The following is a 21,815-nucleotide window of genomic DNA, read 5'->3' as shown; positions in this document are numbered from 1 at the left end:
CTGTTTTTAATTCTCTTTTCCTTAAGTGCATCCGCACAAAATGTGGATCCCGTTTTAAATAAAATAATGACTAAAACGGCTAAGCTTTATAATGATTACCCGATTGAAAGGGTTTACCTGCATTTTGATAAGCCCTATTATGCCGTTGGCGATACGATATGGTTTAAGGCTTATTTAACAATGGATCAGCACTTGTTATCGCCTATAAGCAAAATTATTTATGTTGATATACTTGCCGCTCACGATTCATTGGTACAAACCTTAAAACTTCCTGTAAAAAATGGTGTGGCATGGGCCGATATTCCGCTTTCACAATACAGCTTTAAAAAAGGTAATTACAGGGTAGTTGCCTATACCAATTGGATGAATAACTCGGATGTAGCCTATTTCTTCAACAAAAACATTACCATTGGCGATATTATAAACAGCGATATGGCTACGCAGATCTCTTTAAAAAGGTCCGTAGTCAGTAAAACATCTAAAATATCGGCAGGCATCTATTATAAAAATGACAAGGGCGAACCGTATGCCGATAAAAAAGTAACGTGGACCGTTCAACGGGATTTTGAGGATATTATGAAAGGCAAAGGCAATACCGATAAAAACGGCTTTATTGATATTAGCTTTTATAATCCCAAAAACTACACGCTTGATTCTGCCACCCTGATAACAACTATTGACAAGGGCGATAGACGGCAGGGCGGTGCTATCTTTCCGTTAAAATCAATTGCAAAACCCAATGATTTTCAATTTTTTGCTGAAGGCGGGCAGTTGATAACGGGCTTAAAATCAAAAATTGCTTTTAAAGCCACAAAATCAACAGGTTTAGGTATTGATGTTAAAGGAACCATTACCGATAATACCAATAAGGTAGCGGCTGAATTCAGTTCGTCACATTTGGGGATGGGGGTATTTGATTTTACACCCGAAGCAGGAAAAACTTATACGGCCAACGTAACATTTGCAGATGGATCAACAACTACGGCCGATCTGCCTAAAGTGTTTAATGATGCAATAGCCCTGGGCATTGACAATACCGATCCTGATAACCTTAAGGTAAAGCTACAGGCTGATGCTGCATTTTTGAAAGACTACCAGGGTAAAACATTTTTTATACTTGCAAAATCAGCAGGCGTTATTTGTTTTGCAGCACAAACAAAATTAGAGAGCCAGTTTTACAGTTCATCTATCCCAAAAAATAAATTCCCAACCGGTATTGTACAAGTAACCCTGTTTACCGAAGATGGTGAGCCTTTAAGTGAGCGCATAGCTTTTATACAGCATAATGATCAGTTAAACCTATCAATAGCAAGCGAGCATCCTACCTACAATACCAGGCAAAAAGTTAAACTAAATGTTATAGCCAAATTTAACGGTGCTCCGGTAGATGGTAATTTCTCTATGACTGTAATTGATGATTCAAAAGTACCTTTTGATGAAAATTCCGAAAGCACCATTTTAACAAATTTGCTGTTAACTGCCGATATTGCAGGATATATTGAAAAACCAAACTACTACTTTAATCAGCCGGATGATAAGAAGCGTGCAGACCTTGACATTTTGCTGCAAACACAGGGATACCGCAGGTTTAATTACGAAGGTATATTAAATGATAAATATCCGGCAATCAGCTTTTTACCGGAGCAAGGCATTGTATTAACAGGTACATTAAGAGCATCAAACGGCATACCAGTTAACCGTGGTAACGTTGGATTACTGATTAAGGATAAACACTATTCAGAAAACACAATAACTGATGCTGATGGCCGTTTCAGGTTTTCAAACCTGGTATTTTCAGATTCAACCCAGCTAAATTTAAGCGCCCGGAATAATCCACGAGCAAGTGACCTGGTACTAACCGTTGATGGTGATCCAAACCAGCGTATTGCTGTAAACCCGAACACGCCCGATGAGATCATAAATATTGATAGTACGCTAAGCTCGTACATGCAAAACAGTAAACTTCACTACAGCTATGCGCACGTATTAAAGGAGGTGGTAATTAAAGATAAACGAATCGTAAAAACTGCCAGCCATAGCGATTACAGCAATACATCGAGCTTAGGCAGCCAGCCAGATCACATGATAACTACCAATATGCTAACAAACTGCGGCAACAATGCCCTTGATTGTATAAAAGGCATGGCAATGGGTATGATATATGACCAGGGAAACTTTTATGTAATGCGAGATTACAACCAGGGGAAGAAAGTTCCTGTACAGGTTTTTGTTAAAGGTATGCCTGTTGATGCTAATTACCTGGATAACATAAGCCCGATGAGCATTGAATCAGTAGAGGTGTTTTTAAAGGATGATTTAGGGCTAGTAAACAGCGCAAATAACAGTAATGGCGCTTTGGTTGTGAACATGAAAAAAATTGAGTCGACCAAAATCTCGCTACAGCAGTTAAAGGATATGATCCCGCTAAAAAACGAGCTTACTTTTGCGCCTAAGGGATATGAAATAAAAAGAGCATTTTATTTGCCAAGATATAGCGGCCCGAGAGAAACACAGCCAAACCAGATAGATACCCGCAGTACTATTTACTGGAACCCCAATATATCAACCGATAAAACAACCGGTACAACATCAGTTGAGTTTTTTAATGCTGATGGTAAAGGCACTTATCGCGCCATTATTGAGGGTATAGACAAGGATGGTAACATTGGTCGCCAACTTTTCAGGTACACTGTTAAATAATAACTATGAGCAAACTGACGCCATTTCATGTAGCTTTACCGGTTTATGATCTTGAAGAATCAAGAAAATTTTACAGGGAGATATTGGGATGTGGCGAAGGCAGGAGCGCTGACCATTGGACTGATTTTAACTTATATGGCCACCAGTTTGTAATACACCTGAAACCTCGCCCTGATGAAAGACCAGAACAGCATTTTAACCCTGTCAACGGGCACGATGTTCCCGTTCCGCATTATGGAGTTGTTTTGGAATGGGATGAGTTTCAGAAGCTGGAGACAAGACTAAGAAAGCACCAGGTAAAGTTTGTAATTGAACCCTACATCCGTTTTAAGGGTTTACCCGGCGAACAGGCTACCATGTTTTTCTTAGATCCATCAGGCAATGCGCTCGAGTTTAAATCGTTTAAAGATCTTGGTCAACTATTTGCCGTATAAAAACCTATCACCCACATTAAGGGTATAGTAAAATAGATAATATCAATAAAAGATGAGGTTATGGATGTAAAAGAGGTTGAGCGCTTAATAAAAATCAGTAAGGAACACCCCCTATTGCCTGAAACTTACATCCCCTGGCAGATTGATCCTCAGCCCGATGATATATTTTTGCCTGAACTTTTAACCTCGCTTCAAGGGCTTGAAATTTACGATACCCTTACTCCATTACAAAAATTAGAACTTGGCAGGCATGAACTGGTACAGGTAGTAGCTTCCTACGCATGGGGCGAATGCCTGTTCTGTTTGTTTATGACCCGGCATCTCCTCACCTTGCCTGCAGATAATGTGGAACACCGTTTTATCCTCAGAGAACTGATTGAAGAATTCAGGCACCAGGAAATGTTTGGGCAGGCTATTCAAAAATTAGGCGGTAAACCCATTAAGCAATCGGGCATGCATAAATTTTTCGGGAAGTTCAGCAATAAATACCTGCCTGCCGACTATTTATTTATGGGCAGCATATCCGTAGAGTTAGTGACTGATGTTTATGGTAATTATGCACGCAGGGCACCTAACATTTACCCAGTATTAAAAAAGATGTTCGACCTGCATAATATTGAAGAGGGCCGGCACATTCTTTTCACTAAAAGCCTGCTGAAAACATACTCACAAAAAGCAGGCTATATTAAACGGACCTTGTATAGTTATGTGATTCTTTTTAATATTTATTTTGTGCGTACCATGTACGTAAAAAAGGAAATATATGAACGCATAGGCCTCGAAAATCCAGAAGAAGCTTATAAGCTGGCATCCAAAAACTTCAGGAATAAGTTCAGCGAGAACTGCCTGAAAGATATTATCAAATTTGTTGATGAATGGAAAGGCTTTAACCTTGTAACCCGCTGGGCCTGGCGTTGGTTATTAAATGCTAAGGTATAGTAACTTTGAGTAGTATTAAGCAATCCCGCTATCAACAACAGGATTGCTTAAATATATTTTAAAAAGAATTTAAATTGTAGCAGTTTCTTCTTGTTTAGCCACACCCGGCCTGCCATTTTTAAATGCTTTACGTGGGGATAAGCCAAGCAGTTCAAACATTGCCATATCGCTATCAAATGATGGGTTTGGGGTTGTTAGTAATTTTTCACCGGCAAAAATAGAATTGGCTCCTGCCATAAAGCAAAAAGCCTGCTCAACCACACTCATTTCTGTACGACCTGCTGATAAACGTACCACTGTTTTAGGCATTATGATACGGGTTGTAGCAATCATACGTACCATATCCCAAACTGATACCCTCGGCTGATCGGCCAGTGGTGTTCCCTTTACTGGCACCAAAGCATTAATTGGTACTGATTCGGGGTGTTTAGGTAAGTTTGATAATGTTTTAAGCATCGAGATCCTGTCCTGAACAGTTTCGCCAAGGCCAATGATACCACCGCTGCAAACGGTGATCTTTGCTTTGCGTACATGCTCAAGCGTTTGCAGGCGCTCATCATAAGTACGGGTTGAAATAATACGTTTATAATCTTCTTCTGATGTATCCAGGTTATGGTTGTAAGCATACAGGCCTGCGTCAGCTAAACGTTGCGCCTGTGCCTCGTTAAGCATGCCCAGCGTACAACAAACTTCCATATCAAGCTCATTCACCGCTTTCACCATTTCAATAACCTTATCAAAATCGCGGTTGTCACGTACTTCGCGCCATGCGGCACCCATACATAACCTGGATGCACCACCATCTTTAGCTTTTTGAGCCACGGCAATAACTTCTTCTTTTGGCATTATAGCGTGTACATCAACCCCGGTATTGTAACGTGCTGCCTGCGGGCAATAAGCACAATCTTCGGGGCAGCCACCAGTTTTGATCGAGATTAAAGAACTGATCTGTACTTCAGAATAATCCTTATTTTCACGATGCACGCTTGCCGCTTCATAAACCAGGTCTAATAACGGTCTGTTATAAATTTCTGCTATCTCTTCCTTTGTCCAGTTGTATCTTACTTCAGTCATTATATTCTTTTACGTTGATGTATTTAGTGTTTACAAAAGTCTTTATTTCTTATTAATGGTGCAATAAAAGTTTAGTAGCAAACCACAAAGGCAGTAAAAAGCCGGCACAATCAGTAAATGTGGTTATGATGATGGAGGATGCCACAGCCGGGTCAATCCCTACCCTTTTCAGTACCAATGGGATAGATGCCCCGGTTAAGCCGGCCACTATCAGGTTACCTGTCATCGCTAAAAACAAAACAAGGCCCAGTAATGGGTCGGCATCATAAAACATAGCTATAAAAAATACGATCAAGCCATTAGCAGCGCCGTTTATCAGCCCCACTAAAAACTCTTTTAATACCGTATTGTAGGCTTGCTTATCGCTAAGATCACTTAAGGATATACGCCTTACCGTTACAGCCAATGCTTGTGTAGCAGCATTACCACCCATACCTGCAATAATGGTCATGTAGGCAGCTAATACCGGCAATTGGGCTACTGTAGCATCAAAATGCCTGATAATTGATGCCGCAAGATAGGCCGTACCTAAATTGATAACCAACCAGGGCAAACGGCTTTTAACAGCATCTTTCCAGTTACCACTCAGCTCTTCATCCTCTGATACCCCCGAAATCTTTAATATATCCTCGGTACTCTCCTGCTCCATTACGTCCATTATATCATCGACGGTAACACGGCCAAGCAGTTTCATATTATCATCAACAACGGGTATGGTTGTTAAATTGTATTGAGATATTAAACCAGCTACATCCTCCTGATCCAGGTCGGCTTTTACAAACACAAAATCAGTGTTCACCAAATCCCGTACACGCGCTTCAGGCCGGGCTTTTAATATAGATTTAACGGATAAGATACCCTGTAAAATATCAGCATCATCTACCACGTAAATGGTGTAAAACTCCTCCATCTCTTCAGATTGGCGGATGATCTCATCCAGCGCATCTTTTTTATCCAGGTTAATGTTCACCTTGATAATTTCAGAGTTCATCAACCCACCGGCGGTATCCTCGTCGTATTTTAAAAGTGCGCGGATGCTGTCGGCATCTTCCTGGTCAAGGTCTTCTAATATTTCCTGCTGTTCATCTTCATCCAGCTGCGAGATAATATCGGTGGCATCATCATAATCCAGTTCCTCAATAATTTCAGAACGTTTTTCGGGATGAAGGCCGATCAGCAATTCTCCGGGATCCTGCTCCTCGTGCATTTCAGAAATAACTTCCGAAGCAACGTCAGTAGGCAGAATGTTGATGATCCTTTCTTTAGCTTCCTGTGGCAAACGTTCAAAAAGCATAGCGATCTCAGAGGCATGGTATTCTTTCAGAACCACCTCTAATTCAGCATCATCACCCGCTAATGCGGTTTCGATACGTAACAGATCCGACTTATCTATTTCAAACGATTGCATATCCGACTAAAATACATATTTATGCCGCAACCAGCGAATAAAAAAGGTTTGAATTTGTCCTTTAAAAGGAGATTTAAGCCCTTTGTTTACAAACTGTGATCGTATCGTAGTATCAGCCCTTCCAGCTTATTTAATTTGGATACGGTTTGATTTACCTGAGTTTTGCGGATGGAGAGTTGGATGATTGAGTTATTATCAAATTCCTGTTTTATAATAGTCAGGTTATCTTCCTTAATTATCCGCATTACATCGTTCATTTGCAGGTAATCAAACTGAATGGTGTAAATATCGTTCACTGTCCGTTCAATTACAGCACCTTTCTTTAAGGCTTCTTCGGTAGCTGCCTTGTATGCATTTATTAAACCGGGAACACCCAGTAAGGTACCTCCAAAATAGCGGACTACAATAACCACCAGATTGGTTAGATCTTTAGAGAGCAATGTGTTTAGAATTGGTCGGCCTGCTGTGCCCGACGGCTCGCCATCATCATTGATACGGAACACAGAACGGTCAATGCCTAAGCGCATGGCCCAGCAATGGTGGTTAGCTTTGGGATGTTCGGATCTTAACTTACCCAATATTTCTTTTAGTTCTCCCTCATTACTTATAGGGTAAGCAAAGGCCAAGAATTTGCTGCCGCGATCACGAAAAATACCTTCGCAGGGCCTTTCAATAGTGCGGTAAGTATCATCAAAAAGCATTAAGAAATATGCGAAAACAAATGGGTAAAAAATTCCGGATCATAAATAACGGCGATAGCTATAATGGCTAATACGATCCCTATTTTGTTTAGCGTGCTCAACTTTTCCCTGAAAATAAATACACCTATCAAAGTACCAAACACAATAACGCCGATATTCATGGCTGAAAAAACTATCGACGGATTTTTAGCCAATACCTGGTGGGCTTTTATATAAAACAAAATATTACCAAAGTTGGCTATCCCTAATACCCAGCCAATAAAAATATGAGGCCATGAGAACCGCATTTTTTTTGTAAAAACCTGGTACAGTAAGCCTATTAATGCTATTACAAACGAGAGGGTGTAAACAATAAAAAGTGAAGTACCTGTTGATACCTGTTTAAAAGCGGCAACCTGTTTAAACAGCACATCAATTAAACCCATTCCAAAAAATACAACTAAAAGATAGATCCAGGCGTTTGCAGGCGTTTTGGTACCAGCAATTTGTTTTTGCCATGGGATTGAGCAAATTATAGCCACAAAGCCAATAGCTATCCCGATGATTTTTAATGCATCAGGCTTTTCGTCGAAAATAAGGAAAGCGGCAACTATGGGTACAAAAAGCGATAGCCTGTAAGCTACATCAGTACGTACTATACCCGTAATTTTTACGGATGCTGCCATAATAATAAATAATGCCGGCAACAAAATGCCTAATGTGCCATAGATATAAAAAGGAGTATTGCCCAGATTACTTAGCTGCGGTTTTAAAAACAGCCAGGAAAGAATAATTGCGATAGAGTAATTCCATGTTATAGCCTGATACACATCGATATGGTACCGTTTAGCCAATTTTAGCATGATTGAAACAATTACGCTGCAGCAAATACTTAAAAAAACGTAGAGCATTTATTTAGGTTGATTAAATGTTTATGAATGATAAAATCACTCATTCATCAATATTAATAATTTATCGTTCCCGGATGAGTATTCGCCTGTATTTTTACCTGCAACTGACGGTGCCCTGATTCCACTTTTCAATTCTCCGCACCCCGTAAAAATACGTGCTTCGTCCCACAACCCTGCTTCGATAAAAGTATTTAATGTATGAGCGCCGCCCTCAATAATTACCGACTGTACATCCTGAAGATAAAGCTGGAACAAGATGTATTGGGGTACATAGCGTTCAAAATCTTCGAGGGCAATATACTTGTTTTTACCATCAACGTCCATTTTAACCTCATTAAAAATCAATGTTTCTACTGATTGATCAAATAAGTTTAATTTAGAGCTCAGTTCAAGCCTTCTGTCTATCACCACTCTTTTGGGTGCACGGCCTTGGCCGTAACGTACATTTAATTGCGGGTTATCAATAGCTGCGGTATTTTTACCAACTAAAACAGCATCTTCCTCGCCCCTCCATTGATGTACCAGCCTGCGCGATTCATCACCAGTTATCCAAAACTGGCTGTTATCATCAGGTGCAAAAAAGCCATCTTTTGTTTGTGCCCACTTCAATATAATATATGGCCGCTGCTTCTGTACCCTTGTAAAAAACCTGCGGTTAAGCCATTGGCACTCTTTTTCTAAAATGCCTGTAATTACTTCAATACCTGCAGCCTGTAGTTTTTCAATGCCTTTACCATCTACCTGGGCAAAGGGATCGCGGCAGCCAACCATAACTTTTGATAGCCGGTTTTTAATGATCAGATCGGCACAGGGGGGCGTTTTGCCATAATGAGCACAGGGCTCCAACGAAACATAAATAGTTGATTTACTTAGCAGTACATCAAAATCAGGAAACTTATTAATTACCTGGTTAATGGCATTTACTTCAGCATGCGCTTCACCGTATTTTTGATGATAACCTTCTCCTATAATGTTGCCCTCATATACCACAACTGCCCCTACCATTGGGTTCGGGCTTACATAACCTTTACCTGATTCGGCAAGTTCAAGGCAGCGTTGCATATATTTTTCATGTTGCACCATGCTGCAAAAGTAGCTTTTATGTTACTTTGTTGCATGAAAACTATAAAGGATGTTTTTGCCGCTTTTAAACAAGGCTTGAATGAAGTGTATGACACAAACGAAACAGAGGCCCTTACTCTTTTAGTTATCAGTGAAATAAGCGAACTATCAAAAGCCATAATCAAGGCTTTTCCTGAAAAGGAACTGCCAATTGAACAAATAGAAAATTTGGTAAGCATCCTTTCCCAATTAAAAACAGGCAAACCAATACAATATATTTTAGGTAAAACAGAGTTTTATGGTTTAACATTCAATGTAAACCAATCCGTACTTATCCCCCGGCCCGAAACCGAGGAATTAGTAGAATGGGTATTATCAGCAGTAAACAACAACAAACTTATCGGCGGCAACATTATAGATATTGGCACAGGCAGTGGCTGTATTGCTATCAGCCTGAAAAATAATTTACCTGCCTTTACTGTTGCGGCTATTGATATTTCGGCCGAAGCATTACAAATTGCAAGGTCAAATGCCGAGCTTAACAATGCTGAAGTTAAGTTTATTGAAGGCGATATTTTAAACGTAACCCCAGAAATTGAACGGCTGAAAGCTGATATAATAGTGAGCAACCCACCTTATGTTACATTGCATGATAAAACACAAATGCACAGTAATGTAACCGATTTTGAGCCGCATACTGCACTATTTGTCCCTGAAAATGATCCGTTATTATTTTACAGGGAAATTGCCGTTTTTGCAAGCGCCCATCTTTCCCAAAACGGGTTATTATTTTTTGAGATCAATGAAAGTTTTGGTAATGAAACAGTTGAACTATTAACTGCTAATGGCTTTATAAACACTGAGTTAAGAAAAGACATGAGCGGCAGAGACAGGATGATAAAAGCAAGTAAATGATTTAATCGTTTGGGTTTAGATAACTTAACTGCGTGGGTGAAACTGGATAATAGTTCCTTTCAAGTACTCCCTGTCTAAATGGGTATAGATCTCTGTCGTAGTAATACTTTCGTGGCCAAGCATTTCCTGCACGGCGCGCAGGTCGGCCCCACCTTCAACCAGGTGCGTAGCAAACGAATGCCTGAAAGTATGCGGACTTATTGTTTTATTGATCCCGGTAAGTAAGGCTAATTGTTTGATCAGCATAAATACATATACCCTGCTTAGTCTTGATCCTCTCCTGTTTAAAAAAACAAGGTCTTCCTCACCTTTTTTTATGGGGATATGTACACGGATATTCTCTATCCAGATTTTCAAAGCCTTTACTGCCGAGCCTCCGATAGGTACTAAGCGCTCTTTACTGCCTTTGCCCGTTACCTTTATAAATTCAATTTCCAGGTATAGATTTGATAACTTAAGCTCTGTTAGCTCAGATACCCTTAAGCCACAACCATACAATACTTCAAGTATGGCTTTGTTACGGCCGCCTTCGGGTTTGGATAGGTCAATAGCATCTATCAGCTTATTTATTTCGGCAATACTTAAAGTATCAGGCAGTTTTCTTTGAATTTTAGGCGATTCAAGTAATTCTGACGGATCACTTTTTATCAGATCCTCCATCAGCAGGTATTTATAAAATGCTTTTATGCCCGATAAGATCCTGGCTTGCGAAGAAGGGATCATCCCAAGTTCGCTGGCCCATACAATAAACAAACGCAGGTCTGTTAAGGTTATGCTTTCTGGATTTACTTTAAATCCCTCTCTGTCAGAAAATTGATGGAGCTTTTCTATATCCCTGCTATATGCTTCGATAGAGTTGGGCGAAAGCGATTTTTCTAATTTTAAATAAGCCTGAAAACCTTTTATTGCCGACCGCCAATCCAATTGATTTTTTTTTTAAGTTTGAACTGATGAAGATACAAATTATAAACGGCCCAAATTTAAACCTGCTTGGCGTTCGCGAGAAATCTATTTACGGAAATACTGATTTTGAAACCTACCTTCAGGAACTTCGCAGGCGTTACACCCACATTCAAATTGATTATTACCAAAGTAATGTAGAGGGCGAAATTATAAACAAATTACACGAAATTGGCTTTAGCTACAACGGTGTTGTTTTAAATGCCGGTGCTTATACCCATACCTCTATTGCCATTGCCGATGCTATTGCCGCCATAAATACACCTGTTATTGAAGTACATATCTCTAACGTTTATAAACGCGAAGAATTTAGGCACAGCTCAATGCTGGCAGCCAGCTGTAAAGGCGTAATTGCCGGTTTTGGGATGGAATCATACCGTTTAGCTATTGAAAGCCTGTTAACTGATTAAAATAACAATGCGCAACCCGTTTAAAATATCTGCCTTTATTTTGCTTTCACTTTTGTTTGTATTAACAGCTGTTGATTGTAATGCACAAAGAAAAAAGCCAAAAGCTCACCGCACCGTTCGCGATTCATTGCGCCATGCTGTTTTACAGCGCGACTCATTGATGCGCACCTTTAAACATTCGGACAATTCATTAAATGCCCTGCTCCAAAAAATAGAGTATTATAACAGTTCTTATAATCAAGGTCTTGCAGATTATAACCGGGGGTTTGATACTTTAGATATTAGCCAGAAACTGCCATCGATGGAAAGGCGGATGATTGTATTAGGCAATTTAATCCAAAATGATCAGTCGAGTACTTTAGGATATCTTTTTACCATCCGCGACCTGATATCACACTCCAAAGATGACTTGGACGATTGGCAGACTGAACTAACCAACGACAACGCCAGGCTTGATAAAATACATAGTGACTATACTGAATTTAAGCAGGATACCACTATGCATACGGTACCAACAGATAGTACTTTAAGAGAAAAGTACATGGCCCAGATTATCCAGATACAGCAAAAATGGGCTAAGGTTGACTCATGTATGCAAAAAAGTATTATAAAATTAGGCCTTTTACAAAACAGGGTAACAGCACTTGATCTTACTTACCTGGATGTTAATGACGGTATTGATTTAAAGATCCATGATTTTACGGTAAGGTCGCTCACAAACGAATATGGTTACATCTGGCAAAACAACAATAAAAAGTTAACGCCTTTTGATACCGTTGCTTCAAAAACTACCCGGTTAAACACTAAATTATTAAAATACTTTTTCGACCCAACAACAACCAGCCATATAAATATTGTTAGCCATACAGCTACCATAACTATATTAATAGTTTTTTTAGCATGGATATACGCAAGCAAGCGCCGGCTTTTACGGCTAAAAGAAAACGCACAGCAAACGCTTAACCAAACCCACTATGTTGTAAAGTATGCCTTTGTTTCTGCCTTAACTATAGCGGCTATTTTAGCGCTGTATCTATATGATCAGCCGCCGTTTATATTTTTAGAGATCATGTTGCTTGTTGTTATGCTATGCATTGGTATTTTAATAAAAAATGTGTGGCCTAAAACCTTGTTCAGATTTTGGCAAGGGCTTTTTGCACTTTTGTTTCTTTTTGCAATTACCAACCTGTTTATGCAGGTAAGCCGGGTTGACAGGGTTTCTTTAGTATTTTTATCGGTTATAAGTATCCTTTGGGGCTTGTGGTTTTTAAAGGAAACAAAAATAACAGCAGAAAATTATCCGCCATATATAGGGCTCATCGTTAAGCTATATGTTGGCTGTAATGCCATCTCTTTATTCCTTAATATAATTGGCAGGTTCAGTTTAGCCAAAATTATTGGTGTAGCTACCATCTTTAATCTTTGCTTAGGCTTTGGTTTCTATTTGTTTATCCAGATTTTAATGGAAAGCCTGTTTTTACAGCTTGAGGCTAATAAAGTGGCAAATAGCAGTTTTAGTTCTTATCTCGACTTTAAGATCCTACAAAATAAATTCAAGAATGTACTGGTTAAAATAGCAGCCGTTTTATGGATAATTAAGTTACTGGAAAACCTTGATATTGACGATTATATATACGATAAAGCCGGTGATTTTTTAACCCACTCGTACAAATTAGGTACAGCAGCCTTCACTTTTGGCAGCCTGGTTATATTTGTTTTTGTGATCTGGTTATCTATAATTATATCCCGTGTAATCAGCTATTTTTATGATTATGCTGAGCAGCAATCAGCCCAATCAAGCGATGCAAAAAAGAACAGGACCTCTATTTTATTGATCCGGCTATCGGTTTTTGCCATTGGCTTTATTGCGGCAATTATATTCTCAGGGATTCCCTTAACAGAGGTAACCATAGTTGTAGGTGCATTGGGCGTAGGTATAGGTTTCGGTTTGCAAAACATTGTGAACAATCTGGTTTCGGGCGTTATATTAGCTTTTGAGAAACCTGTACAGGTAGGTGATATTATTGAGGTTGGTAACCGCTCGGGTACAATCAAAGAGATAGGTATCCGGTCAAGTAAAATTGAGGCGGGCGATGGCTCAGAGCTGATCGTACCAAATGGCGATCTGATCTCACAACACGTAATTAACTGGACATTAAGCAATAACAACCGCCGTGTTGAACTAATAGTTGGTGTAGCTTATGGTTCTGATATTGCTAAAGTCGAAAACCTGCTTAAAAATATTGTACGCAACCGTAAGGATATTATGCAAACCCCGCCACCGCTGGTTTTTCTGCATAATTTTAGTGATAGCTCTGTTGATTTCAGGTTGTTATTCTGGGCGGCTGATATTGGTAAATGGGTATCGCTAAAAAGCAGTGTGATGAGCGAGATCTATACACAGTTTGCTGTTGAAGGTGTTGAAATACCACACCCCAAACGCGATATACAGGTATTTTTCCCGGAAGGAACCAGTGCTGAAATTAAAAATCCTGAAACGTTTAAGGAAGTGCCGTTAACTGAACATCTTCCTAAAGAAAATCCGTCGGGTCAAGCTCAGTAAAATGCCGTTTCTTTTTAACAAAAAAAGTCCATACCAAACTACCTTTATAAATACCCTTTAATGGGTATTTTTTAGGTACGTTGAGTTTTTTATTCTTTTTGCTGGGTTTAAATAAACTTAATACAAAATTTTGATGTGCACGGCTAACAGCCCAGGCATCTTTACGTTTACCCTCGCTTAAAAAACGGATCAAAGCCAGCAGATCCATCCAGATACGGATGGTAATCACAAATACCGCCCGCCAAAACGGAAGATTATTTTGCAGCAGCAGCAAGTTATTTCTGAAATTGAGATAGGTTTTAAAAGGATTTTCAACGTTCAATGTGCCCCCACCCAAATGGAACACTTCCGATTCGGCACAGTACATCACCCTATAACCCATGTTCTTTAACCGCCAGCACAGGTCAATCTCTTCCATGTGGGCAAAAAACCTATCGTCAAAACCACCGGCTTCGTGCCAGCAATGCTTTTTTACAAACATTGCAGCACCTGTGGCCCAAAACACCTCTCCCGATTGCAGGTATTGCCCCTTATCCTCTTCTACCTCGTAAAACATCCGGCCCTGGCAAAATGGATAACCATAGCTATCTATAAAACCACCCGCAGCACCGGCATGCTCAAAATGGCTTTTTTGGTTAAACGCCCTGATCTTTGGTGCAGCAGCGGCAATTAAAGGATCGCTCTCCATTAAGTTGATTACAGGTGCTATCCAACCCGGAAACACCTCAACATCGGAGTTTAAAAGTATATAATAGTCGGCATCAACATGCTCCAATACTTTATTGTAGCCGCCGGTAAAACCGTAGTTATCGTCATTTTGTATGATGCGTACCGATGGGTATTCGTTTTTTATAAACTCAACTGAGCCATCGGTTGATGCATTATCACCAACAATAATTTCGAGGTTAGGATATATAGATGATAATACCGAAGGAAGAAACTGGCGCAGATATTTTACGCCATTCCAATTTAATATAACTACGGCAACTTTGGGTGTATAACTCATTTCTGTACGTCCTCCGGCTTAATTTTCCATCTCCGGTGCGACCATAGCCAATATTCAGGTTTCTCTCTTATCAATGAGTCGAGGTATTTCACGTGAGCTTCAGTAATTTCGTAAGGTTTGGTATTTTTCGGATCTTCAACCAAAGGTATAAAGGTATATGTATAATACCCTCTTTTTACAAGGTCAATTCTATAAAATATCACTACGCAGTCAACCACCTTGGTCAGCTTTTCAATGCCTAAAAAAACAGCGGTTTGCTGGTTCAGAAAGGTAGTAAAGTATTTGGCATCTTCTTTTGTAGGGGTTTGGTCAGATGCTAATACGGTAAAGGTAAGTTCATTTTTAAATTCGATCATTTTACGGAGCGTTTGCCGCATGGAGATCATGGTGGCCCCAAAGCGCGACCGCGTCCGGTTAAAAAATTCGGTAAAAACTTCGTTCGATTGTGGCTTATAAACTATTACCCTTTTTTTATCCGTTAAAAAACCAAAGCTCAAACAAGCCATTTCCCAGTTACAATAATGCCCGGCAGCAGCCATAATACTTTTCCCCTCGCTAAAGTAATGTTCAACCATTTCGGGGTTTGTCGGAATCATACGCTTTCTAACCTGCTTTTCAGACATACTTACTGATTTCACGGTTTCTACCATCAAATCGGCCATGTATTTATAGTACTTGCGTTCAATACTCTGGCGTTCTACTTCTGATTTTTCAGGAAAAGAGTTTCGGAGATTTTCCTGTACAACTTTACGCCTATAATTGGTTATATGATATAGAATTACGAATAAAAGATCAGAGATAAGGTACAAAAACCAGAAAGGCAATAACGATAACAGATACAAAAAGAATGTACCTAACCTTGAAAGCCCTTTTTTTATCATTATTTTCGTCCGATTTTAGCTACAAACATAAAATATATGATTGAAAAAGGCGCTGTGTTACCTATGTTTTATCTTCCACCGATTGAATATTTTATACAATTAAACACCTACAAGCCTGATATACTGATAGAAAGAGAGGAGCATTTTCCTAAACAAACCTATCGTAACCGTACCAATATCTATACTCCTGATGGCGTATTGACACTGGTTGTACCTGTTAAAAAAGGTTCAAAAAAGCATACCAAGGTTAAGGATGTTAAAATAAGCTACGATTTTGAATGGCAGCGCCTGCATTGGCTGGGCTTGCAGGCCTGTTACCGCAGGTCGGCTTATTTTGAATATTACGAAGATGAGCTTGTTACTTTTTACGAAAAGAAATTTGATTATTTATTTGATTACAATGAGCAGCTTTTACAATTTGTACTTAAAGCCATCAAACTAAAAACAAATTTTAGCTATACGGAGAGCTACGAAGTCACCTATCCTGACCTTACAGATTTCAGGAGCAGTATCACGCCAAAAAGAGATTCAGATTTTGGGCAAAAGCAGTATTTCCAGGTTTTTGAAGACCGTAAAGGGTTTCAAAAAAACCTGAGCATTGCTGATTTGCTTTTTAGCCAGGGGCCGCATACTATTAATTATCTGTAGGCGCTTTGGACGCAGAGGTAGTGCAACATTAATGTTACTATTGGTTTATTGAACAAATTGTGGTGAACTTTGTACAACATATATGGCAAGTGATATTTGCGGTTAAAAAACATGGATCATTTAAAATCAGCTAAATTATATTTCTGTTTTGCTGTATTGCTATTGGTTGCAAAGCCTTTTTTAGGCTTTGGTATGTTTAGCCGTAATCACCCTCCTGCTGATGAAAACATCTTTGTAAAAGCATTTACCAAACGCAAACAGGAATACGCCGAAGACAGTAATGCTGATATAATATCCGTTCAGAAAAAACTGGCCGATCCAATTAAACAGTTTTTTTTACGATTTGATTTTCTTTTAGGCATCCTTTTCCCTGCTATTTTCAGTACGGTAAAAAGTGCTGCCTCTAATTTTTTACGTAAGCTTAATCAAAGCCTATCCCCGCCCGATGATGCCTATTTACTGAATGGCATATTGATTATTTGATCTTTTTTGGAAAATGATCGCTTAATGCGATAATTTTTAGACAGTTGGTTAACACCACACTGCTTTTCCAATAATAAATTTCATAATAATTAATTTTCAATTTCAAATGTTAAGTTTAAAACGATGCTTTGGCATTGCGTTATTGCTATTATTGGCGATAACAGCAAAGGCCCAGCAATCAACCCCGATAACTTTAAAAGAATTATTGAACCGCGCGGATCAAAAAGCGCCAACGCTGCTTACTGATTCTGCCGCAATACTTATCCGCCAGGCACAAGCTGCCGAAACCCGCAGCAGCTGGCTCCCTAATTTAAAGCTCAACTATCAGGCCGATGTTGGTACCAGTAATAATACAACCGGACCTTATTTTGGCTTTGGAATAATCCCGTCAAGCTCCGGAGGCATCCATAATACCAATGTTACAACCGCCGTTGGCGATAACCTGGGCATAGCCTCCCTGGATTGGGAGATTTACAACTTTGGCAAATATGGTGCGCAAAACAAGGTAGCCAATTCAGATATTAAAGTTGAGCAAAATCAGTTTGCACAATCAAAATACCAGTTAGAGGCATATACCATAGGTGATTACCTGCAACTGCTTCGATTGCAGGATTTTTTGGCTATACAAGTACGCAATATTCAGCGTAACCAGCAGATCAGAAGATCGATAGAATCGCTTGCTAAAAGTGGTATACGTGCCGGTGTTGATACCAGTATTGCCGAGGCAGAGCTTTCAAAGGCCCGCTTAAACTATATCGAACTGAATAATCAGCTTAAACAGGTACAGTTGCAACTATCGGCAGTTACGGGATTGCCTTATCAATCTATTGTGCCCGATAGTACTGTTGAGGCAGCACTGATCAATCAACCATCAGCAGCATTATTTGCACCTGATACTATTAATCATCCCATCATTAACTTTTACAGGTCAGTTTACCAAAACAGCCTGCAAAGAGAAGATCTTGTAAAAAAATTATATAACCCAAAGATCTCATTGGATGCGGCGGCCTGGGAAAGAGCTTCCAGCGTTAATGCCAGCGGCCAGTACAACAGTATAAGCAACGGTTATGGTTTTGACCGGGGAAATTACCTGGTTGGATTAAGTGTATCCTACAACCTGTTTGATCTGCGCAGAAAACAACTGAAGCTCCGTACCCAAAAAGCCAGCACACAATATGCTATGAAAAAGCTACAGGAGCAGCAGCAGTTACTTTCTGTAAGCTCAAGCCAGGCTGATGTAGAAATGCAAACCGCTTTAGAACGCTTAAAAGAGATTCCCAATCAGTTAAAGGCAGCCAATGATGGTTACCGGCAGAAACTCTCCCTTTATAAAAATGGGTTAACGGATATAGTGGAGCTTGATGCTGCACTAAATATTCTATACCGTGCAGAAACAGATTATATGCAGGCTAAATACACGTATGCTAATGCCCTGTTCCAAAAGGCCATTACCCAAAACCAGGTAAATACAGTTTTAAACTTATTAAAATAATCAACTATGTCAATGGTCACATCCGCACTGAAAAGGCCTATCACCGTAGTGGTGGTAACCATGAGCCTTTTGATTTTTGCAGTGCTTAGTGCAATAAAAATACCGATAGATATTTTTCCGCAGTTAAACCTGCCAACTATATATATCATTGAATCGTACGGAGGCATGTCGCCCCAGCAAATGGAGGGTTTCTTTTCTACCCGCCTGCAGGATCAATTTTTGTATGTTAACGGTGTAAAAAATATAAGCAGTAAAAATATACAGGGTTTAACCCTTGTTAAACTTTCCTTTTACGAAAGCACCAACATGGCCGAAGCTTCGGCCGAGGTTGCCTTGCAGGTTAACAGGGCACAAAGCTTTTTTCCGCCGGGTGCCTTACCCCCACAGGTTATACGTTTTGATGCCTCTTCATTACCGGTGGGCGAATTAGTTTTAGATAGTAAAAGCGAAAGCCTGAAAGATATTTATGATATGGCCGCAACCCGCATCAGGCCCATGTTTGCTACCATCCCAGGGTTATCAGCTCCGCCGCCATTTGGTTCAAATGCAAGGTCAATCATTCTTAGTGTTGATCCGAATAAGCTGCGCAGCTTTAACCTTACGCCCGATGAGGTGGTTGATGCCTTATCCAAATTCAATGTAATGTCGCCATCAGGAAACCTTAGATTGGGCAATCAGATGTACTTAACCACCATGAACTCTCTGATAAAAACCGCGGATAATTTTGGTAACATCCCGGTAATAACTAAAAATGGGGTACCAATTTATGTTAAGGATATAGCCAGGGTTAGCGATGCGGCAGATATTACGGTAGATTATGCCTTGATAAACGGAAAACGCTCCGTATATATCCCGGTAGTTAAAACTGCCGACGCGTCTACCTGGACGGTGGTTCAGGATTTAAAAAGCAAGCTGCCCGAAATGCAGAACCTGCTGCCTGACGATGTAAAAATATCGTATGAGTTTGACCAGTCGGTTTTTGTGGTAAATGCCGTAAAAAGTTTAATGACCGAGGGTGGGCTCGGCGCTTTACTAACCGGGTTGATGGTACTGCTCTTCCTTCGCGACTGGCGGAGCAGTCTTATAGTGGTGATCACCATACCGGTATCTATATTAATAGGTGTATTATTACTTAGTTTATTTGGGCAAACCATTAATATCATGACGCTAAGCGGGCTGGCGCTGGCAATTGGCATCCTGGTAGATCAGGCAACTGTTACGATTGAGAACATACATCAGCACCTGGAGATGGGTAAATCAAAACGGCTGGCTATTTATGATGCCTGCGAGGAAATTGCCTTTCCGTTATTGCTGATATTGCTTTGTATCCTCGCTGTTTTTGCTCCTTCATTCCTGATGAATGGTGTACCTAAGGCTATGTTTTTGCCACTATCAATGGCTATCGGTTTAACCATGATCGTATCATACGTTATTGCCCAAACCTTAGTACCTATATTAAGTAACTGGATGATAAAAGCCGAACGCTACCAGCATTATGAGCATGGCGAAATACATGCACACGCTGGTGAGGCTTTGGATAGAAATGAAGAGCAGCAGGTTAATAAACATCAAAAAGAAGAAGAAGATCATCCAAAGGAAAACGATCTGTTTGAAAAAGTGAAGATCCGTTTCATCGGTATCATTACCCGCTTAATGCCGCGTAAAAAACTGATAGTTCCTGTTTATTTGGTTTTGGTGATCGTACTTGCCGGGGCCGGTTTTGTGATTATTGGGAAGGACATGATGCCCAAGCTAAACAATGGTCAGTTCCAGATCAGGCTAAAAGAACCGCAAGGAACCCGGCTTGAACGTACCGAAGATAAGTTTAAACAGGTTTTACAGATCATTGATAAAACGGTAGATCATCATGTAAAAATAACATCGGGCTACATTGGTTTAATACCCAGCAGCTTTGGTAGCAGTAACCTTTATGTATTTAATACAGGCACACACGAAGCCGTGCTCCAAGTAAATCTTGATGAAGATTATAAGGTGAACATGGATGAGCTGAAAGATGCGCTTCGCAAGAATATTGCAGCGCAAATACCCGAGATGACCATCAGCTTTGAGCCTATAGATATGACTGAAAAGATCATGAGCCAGGGTGCATCAACACCTATACAAGTACAGGTTGCAGGCAAAAACATGGAGCAAATTGAGGCCTACGGCGATAAGGTATTAGCCAAACTGAAACAAATCCCCTACCTGCGCGATGTGGAGATTGATCAGCCTTTAAAATTCCCGGTTATTGCTATTACTTTGGATAGGCTGAAAGTTTCGCAATTTGGGTTGAACGTTAAAGATATTTCGCGTTCAGTTACCGCAAGTACATCATCAAGCCGTTTTACAGAGAAAAACCTTTGGCTGGATGATAAAAATGCTTACACCTACCAGGTACAGGTTCAAATACCTGAATATGTTATGAACACGATGGATGAACTGAAGGAAATACCTTTGGTAAAAGGGCAGAGCAGCCCTACCCTTGCTGATGTTGCAGACTTTAAGACAACCTATCAACCCGGCGAATATGACCGCAGCGGCCCGCGAAGGTTTATTACCATCAGTGCCAATATCTATAAAAAAGATTTGGGTACTGCAACCGCTGATGTGCAAAAAGCAGTAAAATCATTAGGAACACCACCCAAAGGTTTATTGGCGCAGATTGGCGGCATGTCGAGCTTGTTAACAGAAACGCTGGATAGCTTACAAAGCGGTTTAGGCTTTGCTATTTTGGTTATCTTTTTGCTGTTAGCAGCCAATTATCAATCGTTCAAGGTATCACTTACGGTTTTATCAACTATACCAGCGGTAATATTGGGTTCACTAACCGCATTGCTGCTTACCGGCTCAACCCTTAACCTGCAATCCTATATGGGAATGATCATGTCAACCGGTGTATCCGTTGCCAATGCAATCCTGATCGTTACCAATGCCGAAAAATTAAGGTTAGAATACAGGGATTCCACGAAAGCAGCCATCACCAGTGCATCCATCCGGTTACGCCCCATTTTAATGACCAGTTTAGCTATGATAGCGGGAATGATCCCAATGGCATCAGGCATGGGCGAGGCAGGCGAACAAACTGCACCGCTTGGCCGCGCTGTTATTGGTGGCTTATTTGCATCAACCCTTGCCGCCCTGTTTATATTACCCTTGGTTTTTTCGTGGATGCAAAACAAAACCACTTATGATGAACCATCCTTAATGCCCGAGGAATCACCTATAACCCCATCTTTAAACATCAAATAA

General features: G+C 40.1%; 18 protein-coding genes. 10 read left to right on the top strand and 8 right to left on the bottom strand.

The window, feature by feature from the left end; translation table 11 throughout:
* The first annotated feature begins 66 nt into the window (after nt 1-66).
* Genes ACQY4U_RS19980 through ACQY4U_RS19970 form a run of 3 tightly spaced genes read left to right on the top strand, consistent with a single transcriptional unit; the run spans nt 67 to nt 4,073 of the window.
* Nucleotides 67-2,700 (top strand): carboxypeptidase regulatory-like domain-containing protein, encoded by a 2,634-nt coding sequence (locus ACQY4U_RS19980; protein WP_428331223.1) that lies wholly within the window; start codon nt 67-69, stop codon nt 2,698-2,700.
* 5 nt (nt 2,701-2,705) lie between these two features.
* On the top strand, nt 2,706-3,134 hold the full coding sequence (locus tag ACQY4U_RS19975; protein ID WP_428331222.1) for a VOC family protein: 429 nt from the start codon (nt 2,706-2,708) through the stop codon (nt 3,132-3,134).
* A gap of 60 nt (nt 3,135-3,194) precedes the next feature.
* Nucleotides 3,195-4,073 (top strand): diiron oxygenase, encoded by an 879-nt coding sequence (locus ACQY4U_RS19970; protein WP_428331221.1) that lies wholly within the window; start codon nt 3,195-3,197, stop codon nt 4,071-4,073.
* Nucleotides 4,074-4,142: 69 nt separating this feature from the next.
* Here ACQY4U_RS19970 and bioB read toward each other — a convergent pair whose 3' ends face one another.
* The 5 genes from bioB to ribD form a co-directional block, all read right to left on the bottom strand.
* Nucleotides 4,143-5,147: a biotin synthase BioB gene (gene bioB / locus ACQY4U_RS19965; RefSeq protein WP_428331220.1), complete on the bottom strand. Its 1,005-nt coding sequence runs from the start codon at nt 5,145-5,147 to the stop codon at nt 4,143-4,145.
* A 52-nt stretch (nt 5,148-5,199) separates the two neighbouring features.
* Entirely contained in the window at nt 5,200-6,555 is a 1,356-nt protein-coding gene (gene mgtE, locus ACQY4U_RS19960) for a magnesium transporter (protein ID WP_428331219.1), read from the bottom strand.
* A gap of 86 nt (nt 6,556-6,641) precedes the next feature.
* The gene (locus ACQY4U_RS19955; protein WP_428331218.1) at nt 6,642-7,256 is read right to left on the bottom strand and encodes an IMPACT family protein; all 615 of its coding nucleotides are present in this window, start codon (nt 7,254-7,256) and stop codon (nt 6,642-6,644) included.
* On the bottom strand, nt 7,256-8,098 hold the full coding sequence (locus tag ACQY4U_RS19950; RefSeq protein ID WP_428331217.1) for an EamA/RhaT family transporter: 843 nt from the start codon (nt 8,096-8,098) through the stop codon (nt 7,256-7,258). The genes ACQY4U_RS19955 and ACQY4U_RS19950 overlap by 1 nt, the downstream gene beginning before the upstream one ends.
* A gap of 84 nt (nt 8,099-8,182) precedes the next feature.
* On the bottom strand, nt 8,183-9,229 hold the full coding sequence (gene ribD / locus ACQY4U_RS19945; RefSeq protein ID WP_428331216.1) for a bifunctional diaminohydroxyphosphoribosylaminopyrimidine deaminase/5-amino-6-(5-phosphoribosylamino)uracil reductase RibD: 1,047 nt from the start codon (nt 9,227-9,229) through the stop codon (nt 8,183-8,185).
* A 33-nt stretch (nt 9,230-9,262) separates the two neighbouring features.
* Here ribD and prmC point away from each other — a divergent pair, with 33 nt between their 5' ends.
* On the top strand, nt 9,263-10,123 hold the full coding sequence (gene prmC, locus ACQY4U_RS19940) for a peptide chain release factor N(5)-glutamine methyltransferase (RefSeq protein ID WP_428331215.1): 861 nt from the start codon (nt 9,263-9,265) through the stop codon (nt 10,121-10,123).
* 24 nt (nt 10,124-10,147) lie between these two features.
* Here prmC and xerD read toward each other — a convergent pair whose 3' ends face one another.
* Nucleotides 10,148-11,047, bottom strand: coding sequence for a site-specific tyrosine recombinase XerD (gene xerD / locus ACQY4U_RS19935; protein WP_428331214.1), 900 nt, complete (start codon nt 11,045-11,047; stop codon nt 10,148-10,150).
* A gap of 26 nt (nt 11,048-11,073) precedes the next feature.
* Here xerD and aroQ point away from each other — a divergent pair, with 26 nt between their 5' ends.
* The gene (gene aroQ / locus ACQY4U_RS19930) at nt 11,074-11,493 is read left to right on the top strand and encodes a type II 3-dehydroquinate dehydratase (protein ID WP_428331213.1); all 420 of its coding nucleotides are present in this window, start codon (nt 11,074-11,076) and stop codon (nt 11,491-11,493) included.
* 7 nt (nt 11,494-11,500) lie between these two features.
* A complete protein-coding gene (locus ACQY4U_RS19925) occupies nt 11,501-14,056 on the top strand; it encodes a mechanosensitive ion channel family protein (RefSeq protein WP_428331212.1) in 2,556 nt (851 codons plus the stop codon).
* On the opposite strand, the gene ACQY4U_RS19920 is transcribed toward ACQY4U_RS19925, so the two are convergent.
* Nucleotides 14,025-15,062 (bottom strand): glycosyltransferase family 2 protein, encoded by a 1,038-nt coding sequence (locus tag ACQY4U_RS19920; RefSeq protein WP_428331211.1) that lies wholly within the window; start codon nt 15,060-15,062, stop codon nt 14,025-14,027. The two genes, ACQY4U_RS19925 and ACQY4U_RS19920, sit on opposite strands and share 32 nt — an antisense overlap.
* Nucleotides 15,059-15,943, bottom strand: a complete 885-nt coding sequence (locus ACQY4U_RS19915) for a lysophospholipid acyltransferase family protein (RefSeq protein ID WP_428331210.1) — start codon at nt 15,941-15,943, stop codon at nt 15,059-15,061. The genes ACQY4U_RS19920 and ACQY4U_RS19915 overlap by 4 nt, the downstream gene beginning before the upstream one ends.
* Nucleotides 15,944-15,979: 36 nt before the next feature.
* On the opposite strand from ACQY4U_RS19915, the gene ACQY4U_RS19910 reads away from it, so the two are divergent.
* The 4 genes from ACQY4U_RS19910 to ACQY4U_RS19895 all read left to right on the top strand — a co-directional run bounded on the left by ACQY4U_RS19910 (nt 15,980) and on the right by ACQY4U_RS19895 (nt 21,815).
* Nucleotides 15,980-16,591, top strand: a complete 612-nt coding sequence (locus ACQY4U_RS19910; RefSeq protein ID WP_428331209.1) for a WbqC family protein — start codon at nt 15,980-15,982, stop codon at nt 16,589-16,591.
* A 111-nt stretch (nt 16,592-16,702) separates the two neighbouring features.
* Nucleotides 16,703-17,074: a hypothetical protein gene (locus tag ACQY4U_RS19905; protein ID WP_428331208.1), complete on the top strand. Its 372-nt coding sequence runs from the start codon at nt 16,703-16,705 to the stop codon at nt 17,072-17,074.
* 106 nt (nt 17,075-17,180) lie between these two features.
* Nucleotides 17,181-18,566: a TolC family protein gene (locus tag ACQY4U_RS19900; RefSeq protein WP_428331207.1), complete on the top strand. Its 1,386-nt coding sequence runs from the start codon at nt 17,181-17,183 to the stop codon at nt 18,564-18,566.
* 12 nt (nt 18,567-18,578) lie between these two features.
* Nucleotides 18,579-21,815, top strand: a complete 3,237-nt coding sequence (locus ACQY4U_RS19895; RefSeq protein ID WP_428331206.1) for an efflux RND transporter permease subunit — start codon at nt 18,579-18,581, stop codon at nt 21,813-21,815.

Origin of the sequence: Mucilaginibacter sp., from assembly GCF_965277465.1 — a bacterium.
GTDB lineage: Bacteria > Bacteroidota > Bacteroidia > Sphingobacteriales > Sphingobacteriaceae > Mucilaginibacter.
This window is presented reverse-complemented; position numbering and strand designations above follow the sequence as displayed.

Excerpts from the sequence above, each read along its gene's own strand:
- ACQY4U_RS19980 (WP_428331223.1), top strand. The coding sequence starts at position 67 with ATGACTAAAACGGCTAAGCTTTATAATGATTACCCGATTGAAAGGGTT.
- bioB (WP_428331220.1), bottom strand. The coding sequence starts at position 5,147 with ATGACTGAAGTAAGATACAACTGGACAAAGGAAGAGATAGCAGAAATT.
- ACQY4U_RS19955 (WP_428331218.1), bottom strand. The coding sequence starts at position 7,256 with ATGCTTTTTGATGATACTTACCGCACTATTGAAAGGCCCTGCGAAGGT.
- ACQY4U_RS19920 (WP_428331211.1), bottom strand. The coding sequence starts at position 15,062 with ATGAGTTATACACCCAAAGTTGCCGTAGTTATATTAAATTGGAATGGC.
- ACQY4U_RS19970 (WP_428331221.1), top strand. The coding sequence starts at position 3,195 with ATGGATGTAAAAGAGGTTGAGCGCTTAATAAAAATCAGTAAGGAACAC.
- ACQY4U_RS19975 (WP_428331222.1), top strand. The coding sequence starts at position 2,706 with ATGAGCAAACTGACGCCATTTCATGTAGCTTTACCGGTTTATGATCTT.
- ACQY4U_RS19950 (WP_428331217.1), bottom strand. The coding sequence starts at position 8,098 with ATGCTAAAATTGGCTAAACGGTACCATATCGATGTGTATCAGGCTATA.
- mgtE (WP_428331219.1), bottom strand. The coding sequence starts at position 6,555 with ATGCAATCGTTTGAAATAGATAAGTCGGATCTGTTACGTATCGAAACC.
- ACQY4U_RS19900 (WP_428331207.1), top strand. The coding sequence starts at position 17,181 with ATGTTAAGTTTAAAACGATGCTTTGGCATTGCGTTATTGCTATTATTG.
- ACQY4U_RS19905 (WP_428331208.1), top strand. The coding sequence starts at position 16,703 with ATGGATCATTTAAAATCAGCTAAATTATATTTCTGTTTTGCTGTATTG.
- aroQ (WP_428331213.1), top strand. The coding sequence starts at position 11,074 with ATGAAGATACAAATTATAAACGGCCCAAATTTAAACCTGCTTGGCGTT.
- ACQY4U_RS19895 (WP_428331206.1), top strand. The coding sequence starts at position 18,579 with ATGGTCACATCCGCACTGAAAAGGCCTATCACCGTAGTGGTGGTAACC.
- ribD (WP_428331216.1), bottom strand. The coding sequence starts at position 9,229 with ATGGTGCAACATGAAAAATATATGCAACGCTGCCTTGAACTTGCCGAA.
- ACQY4U_RS19925 (WP_428331212.1), top strand. The coding sequence starts at position 11,501 with ATGCGCAACCCGTTTAAAATATCTGCCTTTATTTTGCTTTCACTTTTG.
- ACQY4U_RS19910 (WP_428331209.1), top strand. The coding sequence starts at position 15,980 with ATGATTGAAAAAGGCGCTGTGTTACCTATGTTTTATCTTCCACCGATT.
- ACQY4U_RS19915 (WP_428331210.1), bottom strand. The coding sequence starts at position 15,943 with ATGATAAAAAAAGGGCTTTCAAGGTTAGGTACATTCTTTTTGTATCTG.
- prmC (WP_428331215.1), top strand. The coding sequence starts at position 9,263 with ATGAAAACTATAAAGGATGTTTTTGCCGCTTTTAAACAAGGCTTGAAT.